Annotated in this window: 9 protein-coding genes; 4 read left to right on the top strand and 5 right to left on the bottom strand. The window is 53.0% G+C overall.

Annotation, left to right across the window (positions count from 1 at the left end; translation table 11 throughout):
* Nucleotides 1-127: 127 nt before the first annotated feature.
* Nucleotides 128-2644 carry an HAD-IC family P-type ATPase gene (locus AC2IAX_RS07195; protein ID WP_494389955.1) on the top strand — a complete coding sequence of 839 codons (2517 nt, stop codon included), beginning with the start codon at nucleotides 128-130 and terminating at the stop codon, nucleotides 2642-2644.
* Here the strand turns inward: AC2IAX_RS07195 and AC2IAX_RS07200 are convergent.
* Nucleotides 2625-3926, bottom strand: a complete 1302-nt coding sequence (locus AC2IAX_RS07200) for an acyltransferase family protein (protein ID WP_494389956.1) — start codon at nucleotides 3924-3926, stop codon at nucleotides 2625-2627. The two genes, AC2IAX_RS07195 and AC2IAX_RS07200, sit on opposite strands and share 20 nt — an antisense overlap.
* 116 nt (nucleotides 3927-4042) lie before the next feature.
* On the opposite strand from AC2IAX_RS07200, the gene AC2IAX_RS07205 reads away from it, so the two are divergent.
* From AC2IAX_RS07205 to AC2IAX_RS07215, 3 genes are all read left to right on the top strand, one after another.
* On the top strand, nucleotides 4043-5461 hold the full coding sequence (locus AC2IAX_RS07205; RefSeq protein ID WP_494389957.1) for a hypothetical protein: 1419 nt from the start codon (nucleotides 4043-4045) through the stop codon (nucleotides 5459-5461).
* A 404-nt stretch (nucleotides 5462-5865) separates the two neighbouring features.
* Entirely contained in the window at nucleotides 5866-7596 is a 1731-nt protein-coding gene (mutL, locus tag AC2IAX_RS07210) for a DNA mismatch repair endonuclease MutL (RefSeq protein WP_494389958.1), read from the top strand.
* A 244-nt stretch (nucleotides 7597-7840) separates the two neighbouring features.
* Complete coding sequence (locus tag AC2IAX_RS07215; protein WP_494389959.1) at nucleotides 7841-8677, top strand: prohibitin family protein; 837 nt, start codon at nucleotides 7841-7843, stop codon at nucleotides 8675-8677.
* Nucleotides 8678-8688: 11 nt separating this feature from the next.
* On the opposite strand, the gene AC2IAX_RS07220 is transcribed toward AC2IAX_RS07215, so the two are convergent.
* From AC2IAX_RS07220 to AC2IAX_RS07235, 4 genes are all read right to left on the bottom strand, one after another.
* The gene (locus AC2IAX_RS07220; RefSeq protein ID WP_494389960.1) at nucleotides 8689-9222 is read right to left on the bottom strand and encodes a DUF7980 family protein; all 534 of its coding nucleotides are present in this window, start codon (nucleotides 9220-9222) and stop codon (nucleotides 8689-8691) included.
* A gap of 110 nt (nucleotides 9223-9332) precedes the next feature.
* Nucleotides 9333-11114: an SLC13 family permease gene (locus AC2IAX_RS07225; RefSeq protein WP_494389961.1), complete on the bottom strand. Its 1782-nt coding sequence runs from the start codon at nucleotides 11112-11114 to the stop codon at nucleotides 9333-9335.
* Between the two features lie 288 nt (nucleotides 11115-11402).
* Nucleotides 11403-12359, bottom strand: coding sequence for a ParB/RepB/Spo0J family partition protein (locus AC2IAX_RS07230; RefSeq protein ID WP_494389962.1), 957 nt, complete (start codon nucleotides 12357-12359; stop codon nucleotides 11403-11405).
* A gap of 198 nt (nucleotides 12360-12557) precedes the next feature.
* Entirely contained in the window at nucleotides 12558-13481 is a 924-nt protein-coding gene (locus tag AC2IAX_RS07235) for a LysR substrate-binding domain-containing protein (RefSeq protein ID WP_494389963.1), read from the bottom strand.
* Between the last annotated feature and the right edge of the window lie 350 nt (nucleotides 13482-13831).

Here is a 13831-nt window from a genome sequence, read left to right on the forward strand (position 1 = left end):
TTGACAACAAGTCCTAGACCCGCTCCTAGACCCGCAAAACAACTCCCCACTGCCTGATCGAGCCAGACCCAATCGGGCCGGGTATGATGGCCTGCTAGTTCGATCGCCCGTCCATTGCCTGCCACCCGTGAATCAGCCGAATCTTCCGCCCCATCTTCAAGGTCTGACCCGCAGCGAAGTGCTGGAGCGCCGGGCCGCCGGCCAGGGTAATGATGCCCCCCTGAAAACCAGTCGTTCCTATGCGCAAATTCTCCGGGAAAACATTTTTACCTTTATTAATTTTGTTTTCGTTGCCATTAGTGTTGTTTTCTTATTTTTAGGCAGCTTTAGTGATGCCATCCTGGTGGCGGCGGTCATTTTAAGCAGCGTGGTGATTAATGCCATTCAAGAAGTGGCGGCCAAGCGCAAACTCGATGAAATTGCCCTTTTAACCCGGCCCAAGGCCACCGTGGTGCGTGAAGGACGGGAACAGGATATTGACCCGAGCGAAATTGTGGCGGGCGATGTTTTAGTGTTGCGATCGGGCGATCAAATTCTGGTGGATGGGGAGCTGATGGCTGGGGAAATCGCCGCCGATGAATCGCTCTTAACCGGCGAATCAGATCCCATTGAAAAGGAAACCAGCAGCCCTGTTTTTTCAGGAACCATCTGTTTAAGCGGCAGTGGCTATTATTTAGCCCAAAAAGTGGGCCGCAACAGCTTGGCCCACCAACTGACCGAAAGCGCCCGCACCTTTCGCCAAATGCTCACGCCCTTGCAATCGGAAGTGAATTTGGTGATTCGGATTTTTATGATCATCGCCTGCTTTTTTTGGGCCCTGGTGGCGATCGGGTTTATTGCCAAAGCTATTTCCTTTAATGAAACGGTGCAGCGATCGGCGGTGATTGCCGGCCTGGTTCCCAGTGGTTTGTACTTAACCATCACCCTGTCCTATGCCCTAGCAGCGGTGCGGATGGTGGGCAAGCGGGTGCTGATTCAACAGGCCAACGCCGTGGAATCCCTGAGCAATGTGGATGTGCTCTGTGTGGATAAGACCGGAACCTTGACGGCGAACCGCATCCAGCTCACGGAACTGTGGCCGATCGCCCCCGGCCAGACCTTGGCCACCCTGACCGACCTGGTGGGAACCTATGCCGCCAGCACCCGTTCCGGCAACGCCACCAGCGAGGCGATCGCCCTTGGTTGCCCCGCCCCGGCCCAAGAACCGCTCTATGAAATTCCCTTTTCGTCGGCCCGCAAGTGGAGTGCGATCGCCTTTGGATCCGACCCGATCGCCCCACCAGCCACAGGGATTGTGTCAGGGTATTACGTCCTCGGTGCGCCGGAAATGGTGAGCGTGGGCCTGGCGGAACCGTTGCCCCCGGAATGGTGCGATCGGGCCCAGACCCTGGCCCGCCAGGGATTCCGGGTGTTGCTGTTTGCCTTCAGCCCCGCCATTCCGCCCAAGCCCGCCAAACGGGACAGCGCCCCCCTGCCCCAGGATTTGCAACCTATGGGCCTGTTGGTGTTTAGCGACGAGCTGCGCCCCAGCGTGACGGAAACGCTCCAGGGATTTGCCGAAGCAGGCATTCGGCTGAAGATTATTTCCGGCGACAACCCCGACACCGTGCGGGCGATCGCGGCCCGGGTGGGCTTGGGCGAAAATCTGTCGGCCGTGTCCGGAGCCGACCTGGCCGCCATGACCGAGGCGGAATTTGCCCAAGCCGCGATCGAGCATCAAATTTTTGGGCGGATTGTCCCGGAACAAAAAGCCCGCTTAGTCACGGCCCTGCGGCGTGCGGGCAACTATGTGGCCATGATTGGCGATGGCGTAAACGATGTGTTGTCCCTCAAGCAAGCCAACCTGGGCATTGCCATGGAAAGTGGCAGCAAAGCCACCCGCAGTGCCGCCGACATTGTGTTGCTGGGTGACTCCTTCGAGACCCTGCCCTATACCTTCTTGGAGGGGCAACGGATTGGCAACGGCATCCGCGATGTGCTGAAGCTGTTTATGGTGCGGGTGTTTTGCGTCACCCTGTTGATTCTTTGCACGGGGCAAGTGCTGGGAACCTTTCCGCTGCTGAACAAACACAGCGCCGTGGTGACGATCGTGGCGGTGGGGCTGCCCACCTTTGGATTTCCCCTGTGGGCCCGGCCGGGGAAACCGCGCCAAAAGAGCGTCCTCAAGTCCATGCTGAATTTCACCTTGCCCGCGACCTTGACCCTCACCCCGATCGCGGTGGCGGTTTACTTGGGCTATTTGGTCACCACCATTTGGAGCGCCACCCAAACGGGCGAGGAGTTGGTGGCCTTGAACGATGCGCTCTTGGCCGTGCCCCGCAGCGCCCTGGTGACCCTGTTGGTGAGTTGCGGCCTGTTGCTCGTGCCGTTTTTGAAGCCGCCAGCGGGGCCTTGGGTGGCGGCGGAACCCCTCTGTGGCGATCGCCGCTATTCCCTGCTGGCCTTGGGACTGTTGGGGGTCTATGCCGGTTTGGTGGCCCTGCCGGGAACGCGCGAGTTTTTTGAGTTGGCGCTGTTGCAACCGGTGGACTATTTGCTGATTGGGGCGATCGCCCTGAGTTGGTGTTTGCTGTTGCGATATATCTGGCGATCGGGATTGTTCGATCGATTCTTAGGGTTCAAACTCAGCGATTGGAATCATTAAGGGATCGTGCGGGCGATCGCTGGGCTGTTTTGCGCCAACGGATTGCCGGAATTTCAATCGCCCAGTAGGTGAAGCTGGCCAGGGCGATCGATCCCAAAAACACCAACCCCAACCGTTCGCCATAGGCCACCAAGGGCGATCGATTCGTGATCAACGGGCCGATCACCTTCAGCAAGGGATAGTGCCAAACATAAAGCCCAAAAGATAACAACCCGAGCAATTCCCAAGCCCTGAACGGATTAGCTGCCATGGCCGATCGGGAAAGGGGCCGGTTGCGTCCAGAGCTGAAATAAACCCGTCGTTCAAAGGCAAAAATAAACAGCCCCGTCGCCAACACCGTCAGCCCCGGAGCCACCAACAACACCCGATCGCTCCCTTGATATTTCCACCAGGCGGCCAACCCATAAAGCAGCCCCATCGCCCCGATCGCCCAGCCTTTCCAGGGCAACCCCAGAATCGATCGGCTCCAAGCCAGGGTCACCCAGGGCCGAACCGGCAACCGTTGCCCTGGCTCGATCGGGTCTGTTTTGCCTTCCGCTAGGTCGATCGTTGGGAGTCGGTTTTGGTGTAGCTTTTGCATCAGCGGATTCAGCCAAAAACCCACCAGAAAGGCATCTAAATTGGCCGGCAAAAAAGTATAGATATAGCGAATAAAATAGGGATTCCCCTCTGTGCTACCCAATAATTGTTCAATTAACTCAAAAACCCCGAACCGATAGAGCATTAATCCACTGATCACCGTCGCCATGGCCACCAACAAGGACGGCCCGGTTTTCAGCCACCGCCGACTCGCCCAAAAAACGCAAGGGGCGATCGCGTAAAATTGCACTTCCGTGGAAAGCGACCATAGGGGTGCATTAAACTCAAAGGGCAAAGAATGCTCATAGGTAAAAGTCAGCAACCGCAGCAAATGGCCCCAATGATTGGGTTGCCAACTGTGGGGATAAAACACCGCTGCCGATATCAAAATACAGGCATAATAAAGCGGCAAAATTCGAGTGGCACGATTCTGAAAATATCGAATGATGCCAGGGCGATCGAGCCGATAGCGTTCGGTATAAAATCCCTTGCCGATCAAATAGCCTGACAGGCAAAAAAACACCCGCACCGCCACGCCCCCCGGCGCAAACAGTACCCAACTCCAATCCTGTCCAGCCCAGACCAAGCTTTGGGCCGGCGGGCCGCAGTGGGCCACAATCACCAAACAGCAAGCCACCCCCCGCAAGGTCAGCAATGCGTCCCAACGGTTGGGCGGGCGCAAACCAGAACCATCAGCAACCATGGCCAAGTGCCGCCAGCAAAACACTACGGTAAAGTAACACTACGGTTCACCGCTGCTCGCCCGTCGCGCTCTGTTCAGTCTCCTTTTCATTCAGTTTTTCCGGGGACAATTCACCCATGCCTGCCCGTTGCGTTCCTTCCCGTGCTGAATTTTCCCTGAATGGACTGCTGCGATCGCTGCGGTGGGCAATGTCAGCGGGGGCGATCGCCCTGGTCTTGGCCAGCGCCGGAGAAGTGGCTCGCGCCCAGTTACCGTTTCTGGATAACCTGCCGATTTTTGATATCTTTTCCCGGCCGGTCAAGGATGAATTTCCGCCCAGTCCGTTGGAATTGTTAGAGGCGGATCCGCTGCTGCCGGAGTTTCCGATGAAGCGAGAACTGTCGCCCACGGAGCGCGATCGGCTGCGTTTGGCCCTCGATGAGTTGAACCTGCAAGCGGCGGCCACCCTGAGGGCCGGCAAAACCCTAGAGGCCTTCGCCCTTTGGAATCGAGAACTGCGATTGCGGCGGTTTTTGGGAGTGTTTGAAGAATTGCCGGCCCTGGGGCGGGTGGGCGAGCTGGCTTGGCGGGAAGGGGCCGTGGAAGAAACAAGGGTGGTGACCGATCGCATCAAGGCGATCCAAGCGGGGCAAACGGGCCCCAAACCGGTTTTGCCCGACGAACAACCGTTGCCCATCCCTGAAGATCCGGCCCTGCTGGAGGCCCTTGGCTTGGCCTATTACCAAGTGCGTGCGCCCAAGTTGGCCTTGGCGGTGTTGGAACCGCGCCTGTTGATGGCCAGAACGGCCGATGATTCTACGGAAATTGAAAAATATCTGGTGGCGATCGGTCAATTGCGGGCCAGCCTGTTTGAGGATGCGGCCGCTGTGGATGCCTACCGGGAACTGCTGGCGATCGAGCGGGCCAAAATTGCCGCCGGTCGTTGGGTGGTGGTGCCCGTGCCGCCGGGCACAGAACCCACGATTCCGCTCCATCGCCAGGCCGAGGTGCGCTATGCGCGGGAATTGGTGATGTTGCTGAATCGATCGCGCCAGTGGGATGAGGCGATCGCCGCCCAGCGCGATTTGTTGGGGGTCTATCAGGAATTGGGGATTGTGCGGCTAATTCCGCCCTTGATGAGCGAGTTGGCCGCCAATTTTGACCGGGCCGATCGGGTGGAAGAAGCGGTGTTGCAATATCGCGAAACGGCCGCCGCTGCCCGCTCCATCAAGCAGTTGGGTATTGCCCGAGAAGCGCTCGATCGCCTGGCCACTCTCTATCGCAGCCGCCCTGCCTTTGCCGACAAGCCCGATCTGCTGGCCAGTCTTTACATCAGCCTGTTGGAGCTGGCCCGCGAGGCGGCGGACGGCTACGGGATGATGGACACCTATGAAAAATTGGGTGATTTGTTTGTGAGTTTGAACCAGCGCGATCGGGCCCGCATTGCCTACGAACAGGCGGCGATTTTGGCGAAGCAGTTGCAACACCGCGAAAGTTATTTCGCCCGCAAGCTCCAAGACCTGGGCCCCGCCCCCGCCCCCTTCAACCAACCGTAATGGCTGGGTTTCCTAGGTTGCACTTGAAAGTTTCCAATCCCATAAATTTGCGAATTTTTGAAGGTGTTGAGCACAGAAAACTCTCCTCAGAGGATGTCTGAGAAATATCTTTTAGTATGGGCTAAGGATCAATGACCGTGGGGACAAGGGGCTTAGGGGGTGTTGTCATTTTTCGAGGTGATGCTGAAACGGTTGATCTTCTGCGCCCTAATCATCGTAACAAGATGCTCAAGCCCCTTGTCCCCCACGATCAGCTAACGGCAGATTTAGGGTTTTGGGTGAAATGACGACAGGCCCTCAGCCCCTTTCCCCCACGACCACTAGTGCTTTAGCTTTCAACCGATTTTTCGCAGTCTCTCGATTCCGGGAGGAGCCATCGCCGCCGTCTGGCAACTGAGGAAGGAATGAGATCCATTCAACCGCTGCCGATCGAGGTGGTGAATTTAATTGCGGCGGGGGAGGTGATTGACTCTCCGGCGGCGGTGGTGCGCGAGTTGGTGGACAACGCGATCGATGCGGGAGCCACGCGGCTGGCCCTGTCCCTTTGGCTCGATCGGGGCCAAATTCGGCTCACGGACAACGGCTGCGGCATGGGCCGAGCGGATCTGTTGCGGGCTGCCGCTCCCCACAGCACCAGCAAAATTCACGATCGCCCCGATTTGTTCAACATCCGCAGCCTGGGATTTCGGGGAGAAGCATTGCACAGTTTGGCCCAACTGAGCCGCCTGAGCCTCAGCAGCCGGCCGGTTGGCGGGGAGGGTTGGCGAGCGGTGTATGATGCCACGGGCCAGGCTGTGAGCTGTGAAGCGGCCCCGATCGCGCCGGGAACCATTGTCTTGGTGGAGGATTTGTTTGAGGCTTGGCCGTCGCGGCGCGATAGTTTGCCGTCTTTGGCTCAACAGTTGCGATCGATTCAGCAGGCGATTCAGCAAGCGGCCCTTTGCCATCCCGCCGTGGCCTGGACGGTCTATCGCAACGATCGGCTCTGGTTCGCCCTGTCACCGGGGGATTCGGCTCGTCACCTGTTGCCCCAAATCTTGAAACCGGTGCGATCGGGCGATTTGCGGGACGTGCAGTGGATCGCTCCCTTGCCCGACGACCAGGAAGGATCCGCCCAAATCACCGTCACCTTGGGTCTGCCCGATCGGATCCATCGGGCCCGCCCTGACTGGGTGCGGATTGCCGTGAACGGGCGAATGGCAGAAGTGCCGGAACTAGAAAACACAATTTTTGCGACTTTGGGGCGCACCCTGCCGCGCGGCCGCCACCCGATCGCCCTAGTGCATCTCCGGTTGCCGCCCCAATGCATTGACTGGAATCGCACTCCCGACAAACACAAGCTTTATCTCCAGTCGATCGACCATTGGCAAGCCCAAGTACAGGCGGCGCTCCAACAGGCCCTTTCCTTTCGCGAGGCGATCGACGAACCCCAAACAAACACCTACGCGATCGGGCGAACGGCCAAGCTCATTCGGGCCGCCGAAGGGCGATCGACCTATCGTGTGCGCACCGCTGCTGATCCCAACGCGTCGCCCGATGATCCCCAAGCCCTGGGGCAGCCCCGATCGCCCGAACCCCTTGAAGATCCCTTGGGGGGACAACTGCGGGCGATCGCCCAAGTTCACAACACCTACATTGTGGCGGAGCATCCCGGCGGTCTATGGCTAGTGGAGCAGCACATTGCCCATGAGCGGGTTTTGTTTGAATATTTGCGCGATCGTTGGCAAATTTCCGCCCTGACGCAACCGATCGTCCTGAATGAGCTGAGCGAGGCGGAACGGGAGGGACTGGTGAACTTGGGCATTGAAATTGAACCCTTTGGCGATCGCTGCTGGATTGTGCGCAGCGCCCCGGATCCCTTGCTCGATCGCCCTGACTTGGCCGCCGCCTTGGGCGAGCTGGCCCACAGCAACAACCTGGAAGCGGCCCAAGTGGCCGTCGCCTGCCGCACCGCCATCCGCAACGGCACACCCCTGACGCTTGTGGAAATGCAAGATTTGCTCGATCGATGGCAACGTACCCACAATCCTCGCACCTGTCCCCATGGGCGACCGATTTATTTACCCCTCGATGAATCGAGTTTGGCGCGTTTTTTTCGTCGCCATTGGGTCATTGGCAAAAGTCACGGGATTTAGCCCTTATGTAAGTAAGTCATTACTCAGAGGATGTCTGAAAAGCCAAAATCGATACTCTGCACGCCCCATCGATCGACGAAGACAAGGGGCTTAAGCCCCTTGCCCCCACGACTATTGGTGCATTGCCCGTGCCGAAAGATACTTTTGAGACATCCTCTCAGATAGATTTTCAAATTCAGGAACTTCCAAGATCAGGGTTAAAATAAAAAAGCCCTCAGAAAAATCACGATCTTAGTCACAATTAATGATTTTCATTAGTTCCCTGAAGCATATTTTTCAATTAAAAATTATTCGACCGTTGGCAGCTATTTTGTTAACCCTAATTATCTTACAACCATTAGTCATTATCTCAGCCGGGGAGCGAGGCGTGGTGCTCCGTTTTGGTCAAGTGCAACCTCAAATTTTCAATGAAGGTCTACATCCGATCATCCCGATCGCAGAAGCCGTTAAAAAATTAACCGTTCGTGTTCAAAAGCGTGAAATTTCAGCCGAAGCATCCTCGAAGGATTTACAAGAAATTGAAACCGATGTGGTCTTGAATTGGCATCTAGTTCCCGATGAAGTTAACTTAGCTTTCCAACAGCTCGGGGATGAACTGGCTGTGGTCGATCGAGCCATTGATCCTGCCGTTGAGGAAGTTTTAAAAGCCGTTATGGCTAAATACACAGCGGAAGAAATTATCACCCGCCGGGAAGAAGTGAAAGGGGCCGTAGACCAACTATTGAGCAATCGGCTACGGGGATATCATATTTTTGTTGATGATATTTCGCTGGTTCATGTCAATTTTTCCGATCGGTTCAGCGAAGCCGTTGAAGCCAAGCAAATTGCGGAACAGGAAGCCAAGCGAGCGGAATTTTTGACCCTGAAAGCCGCCCGAGAAGCCGAAGCAAGAGTTAACTGGGCCAGGGGTGAAGCCGAAGCACAACGACTTCTCAAAGAACACCTGACCCCAGAGTTAATTCAACGTCAGGCGATCGAGCGGTGGAATGGTCAATTACCGACCATCATTGGTAGCGAAGGATTAAAGCTATTTAACCTAGAATCTCCGTCCAAGACCACAAATTCCACCATGAATCGCTGAGAGAGGGATTGCTACTCTTGAAAGCTCAAACCATCCGGCAAGGTTAGGATTCCAAACTGCACTAACGCCACCACCAAAATTGTATAGGCCGTAGAGGACAGCAGTCCTGTGACCAGAGTTTTCCGGAAGCTTTTATTTTGGTCCTCCTTTTGAACCATTTCCGTTGCCCCAAATTGCATCATCAGAATTCCCACCACATTCGAGAGCCAATAGCCCACGATCGCTCCCCCGAAAAAACTGTGTGGAATTAGCCAGTTGCAAAGCGCACCAAAGGCGTAGGCGATCGGCAGATTAAAAATCAAATCATTCCACCAGCACAGTGGCGAGAGCAGATAGCCCACAACAACCAGCAGCCCACCCTTCAATTTTTTCAAGAGTTTGAATCCCAGCGTTTGGGATTCTGTCGCTTCGATTTCTTGCTGGAACTGAGCAACCGATTGGGCATCCTGATTGGTTGCCCTGTTGGTCGCGTCTGCTGTATTCGTAGCTATTTCAAGGGATTCGTCAATGGGTAACGGATGGGTGGGTGAAGGTTGGGAAGTCATGGATTCCATAGTTGTGATCAAATGATTGCGGTAGAGAAGCACAATAACTTGGCCTTGCTTGATGAAAATTTAGCCAACGTCGTTTTTTCAGCAAGAATCAAGGTCATTTTTTAATGACTTAAGTTTAGTCCATAAAACCAAATTGACATCAGCGGCACAAGGAAGGTCAGAATTAAGTTCAATGGAATTCCCACCCTGGTGAAGTCTAGAAATTTGTAGCCTCCTGGCCCATAAACCATTGTATTGGTTTGGTAGCCGATCGGGGTTAGGTAGCTATTTGAAGCCGCAAACATCACTACCAGCATGAACGGTAAAGTATAGAATTCCAGGGTTTCTGCCACCTTCACCGCAATGGGCAGCATCAATAAAACCGCCGCATTATTCGACAGGGCTTCAGTCAATAGGGTTGTCACACCATAGAACAGAACTAACAGCCAAAAGCCCGAAAGATGTCCTCCCACTTGCGTTAATTGTGATGCTAACCAGTCGGTGGCCCCTGACTTTTCCATAGCGGTTCCTAGGGGCATCAGGCCCGCCAGAAGAAAGATAATATCCCAGCGAATGACTCGGTAAATTTCTCGGGGTCGCAAAATTCCCGTCGCAATTACCAAGACGACACCGGCCAGAGCGCTAACCAAAATGGGAACCGTTTCCGTGGCAGCAGCCAGCACGGTTCCTAGGGCGATCGTCAGGGCCAAACCAGCCTTATCTCGCTTTAAGGGTTCCAGTTCTCGCGGTTCCACCACTAATAATTCGGGGCTGGATTGCAGACCGCGTAAACTGTCATGCGGCCCTTGCACCAATAGAACATCACCAAATCGCAAACGAACATCCCGCAACCGTTCGCACAAGCAATCTTGACCACGGCGAATGGCTAAAACCGTGGAGTTATATCGTTGCCGAAATCGCAGTTCTTGTAAGCTAGAACCGATGAGACTAGAGTTTGAAATAATTAAGGCTTCCGCAATCGATCGCTCGTTAGATTCTAGGGAAAATTTGGCATCGGGTAGGATTTCTAGCCCCCGTTCATCTTTCAGGGTCAGCAGGCGATCGCGGTTGCAGCGAACCAGTAAGATATCCCCTGCCATTAGCAACCAGTCATGGCTTGTAGGTCTATAAATAATGCCATCACGAATCACTTCCAAAACATCAAGGTCATATCGATGATGGAAGTCACTGGCTGGCAATGATTTTCCAATCAAAGATGATTGATGGGTCACAATAATTTCGCTGAAATAATCACGCAGCCCATAAGTTTCAACGGTTGAGATTTCACCGGGCTTGCGTCGATCGGGCAGAAGATTGGGGGCTGCCAGGGCCAAGTAGCACAGGCCAATCACAAAGACAATGAGGCCCATGGGTGCAAACTCGAATAGGCCAAATTCTCCATAGCCCAGTTGCTTAGATAGTCCACTGGCTACCACATTGGTTGAAGTGCCAATGACTGTGATAGTGCCCCCAAGCACAGTGGCATAGGACAGCGGAATTAATAGCTTCGAGGTAGAGATATTCTGTTTTCGGCACCAATTTTCCACAATGGGAATAAACACCGCCACCACGGCTGTGTTATTCAAAAATGCTGTAATCGGCCCCACAATTGACCCCAGTACAAAAATTTGGCGAGTTGGATTCTTGCCACCTTTTTGTTGCAGAAATTCACTAACAACTTGAATCGCGCCTGTACGCTCGATCGCGGCACTCAGCACAAACATTGCCATAACCGTGATTGTTGCTGAATTACTAAATCCAGCAATTCCCTCCTCGGGAGTAATGAGTCCCAGAAGAATTAGCAAAACAGCAATTCCAATCGCTGTGATATCAACGGGCAACCATTCCACAATAAATAGGAAGAATGTGATCGCCAAAACACCAAGAGTAAGCGCAATAGACATGGTTAGCTACGGTTTTAAGAAAAACCGTTAGAAGCGAAGAGATTTAATCGTCATGAAATTTCTATGGTTCTTGAAAACAACAACTTAAAATTTCATGATCATTACAAGGCAGAATTTTTTTTCAGGCATTCAATCATTTAGTAGAGCACCTAACTGCACCCAGAAAATCATTCAGAGATCAGATCAAAGCACCTTAAGCAGGGCTTTAGATAGTTCATTCATTAATCTTGACTAAATCGACCGACAAACCGTAGTTTATGGACAAAAAAACGGTTTGTCGGTAAACTATCACTCAATCTCTTGAGATTCATCTAACTCTGCAATGGTGATTAATTCAGCCATCAAGGATTCTACCCTCTGCCGTTTTAGGGGATCATTCAAAACTCCCGACTGCTGCAACCGACGATAGGTATAACTCCAACGATCTCGCAGAGAACTAGGTAAGTTGGGAGTCGCCTCAGGACTGTTAAGGCTGGCCACCTGTTTACGAATTTCGGAGAGTGATAAATCTCGTGAAATTGCTTCCTGTAGTAGATGATTTTGCTGATTGGGTTGCCGAACTCTGGAAATGGCCAAAGCTTTGGTGTAGGACAACTGACCTTGGCGCAATGCATTGAGGATGGCTTCTGGCAGCTTCAGCAGGGGCAGACGATTACTGACAAAGGACTCCCAAGTCATGGTTCCGATCGACTGAAAAATGGCGCGAATCGTCTCTCGTTCTGCATTACCCATAACGTTATGAGTTTTTTTGCCCTTGGCTTGGTTTCGCAAGCGGTGCAACAGCAAAATGATCGACTCAGCAGGTTGCTGAAGCTCCAGGGACAGCAATTTTAAAATACTTTCGGTTTCCTCGATCGGGTTGAGATCTTCACGCTGCAAATTCTCCAGAAGGGCAATTCGCAGGGCTTCCCGATCGCTTAAAGCCCGAATAATTACAGGTACTTGCGATAAGCCAACCTTTTGGGCCGCGCGATATCGCCGCTCACCAGCCACTAATTCATAGCGCCGCTCATCAATGGGACGAACTAACAGCGGCTCCAAAATTCCATATTGGGCAATCGATTGAGCAAGGCTATGGAGGGCGATTGGGTCAAAGTATCGTCTTGGCTGGCTGCTTGGAAGCTGTATGTCGCTGAGGGCCAAGGTCGTGGGGTACTGAGCCTGGCTATGAAGAGGCACCACAGAAGATTCCTGGGACAATTCTTTAAGTTCTAGGGGGCGAAGTTGGGGATTGACAGCGCTCATTGGGTTAGCAATTCCAGGTTTAGCGCAGTTGCAAATGGCGTTTTGCAGTTGCTTTTGACCTAAAATACTATATCCCGATCAAAAAACCGTACTTTATCCGAAAATTGCCCAACGGGTCTCGCCCATCATTGGCGCACGACTGGCTTAGCACCGGCTCAGCAGTGACACATCATTAGCTGATTCATGGTCTATTCCTAACTAATAACTGACTAGTAATTGCTCAAAAACTCGAGAAATTTTGGTCTGAAAGCGCTGTCGATGGCGCAATTTCAAAAAGGGGCGACGAATTTCCAAAACCGATGACTGCTCGGGATCAATAATCGGAACCGCGCACATTGTCCGAAGCTGTAACTCTTTTTCAACGATCAGTTCTGAAATAGCTGCCGCTCCCACGCCTTCTTCCACCAGAACTTTCACCATTTCTCCGGTGGTTAGCACCAGGGCGATCGGCAAGCTTGAAGGATCCACCTGCCAACTTAATAATGCTTCCTCAAACCGCTGTTGAGTACCCGATCCGGGTTCGCGCATTAACCAAGCCGTTTCTGCCAATTGATGGGTTTCCACAAATGGCAGCTCAAACCAAGGGTGCGAAGGGCCCACCACAATCACTAGGCGATCGCCCCCAACAATTGCCTTTTCTAAATGCCGTTGGGTTGAGGGCAAAACTTCCCCTTCAATTAACCCCAAATCAAATGCGCCCGTCGCCGTTCCTGTGCAAATTTCCTCAGTATTAGCGAGGGTGCAATTCACCACAATGCCCGGATGACGACGCTTAAATTCTCCAATTTTGCGCGGTAGCCAATAGTTCCCGATCGTTAGGCTAGACCCCAAATGCAATTCCCCTCGCTGCATTTCATTGAGTTCACGCAAGCCTCGCTCTGTCAAAGCCACCCGATCGAGAATATCCCTAGCTTCCGCTTGCAACAATCGCCCAGCATCCGTCAGTTCCACGCGCCGTCCAATGCGATGAAACAGACGCAAACCATAACTGTCTTCTAGGGACTGAATTGCAGCACTCACCGCAGGCTGCGTTAGATAGAGGGACTCTGCGGCTCGCGTGAAGTGCAAATATTCCGCAACCGCCAAGAAAATTTGCAACCGATCAAGAGTTATTCCAGACATTTCACCAAACTTAAAAATTTCAATTAAAATCTCGATCTATTTTCAAAACTTCCGTTCATTGCGAGAATTTTTGGCTCCTTGCAACCAAGATTTTGAGCTTTTTGAGGTTCTCATCAATTTTATTGATGGTTTTGAGAAAAAACAGTATTTGCTTAAACTCAACCAAGTCCTTAATCTGTAGTTAATTTGATCGATGTGCTTCAAAACACTTGTCAAAGCAACATCGATATGCAACACGAACAGCAACAGAATTCACAGACTGAACGAGTCATGAATGCCTAGTCACCAATCATAGAGAGTTATTCCCTTTACTTCAGATAACTTTCAGGCTTCAGATCAGTTCATCGCTC

It is taken from the genome of Limnothrix sp. HT2024 (assembly GCF_059138625.1).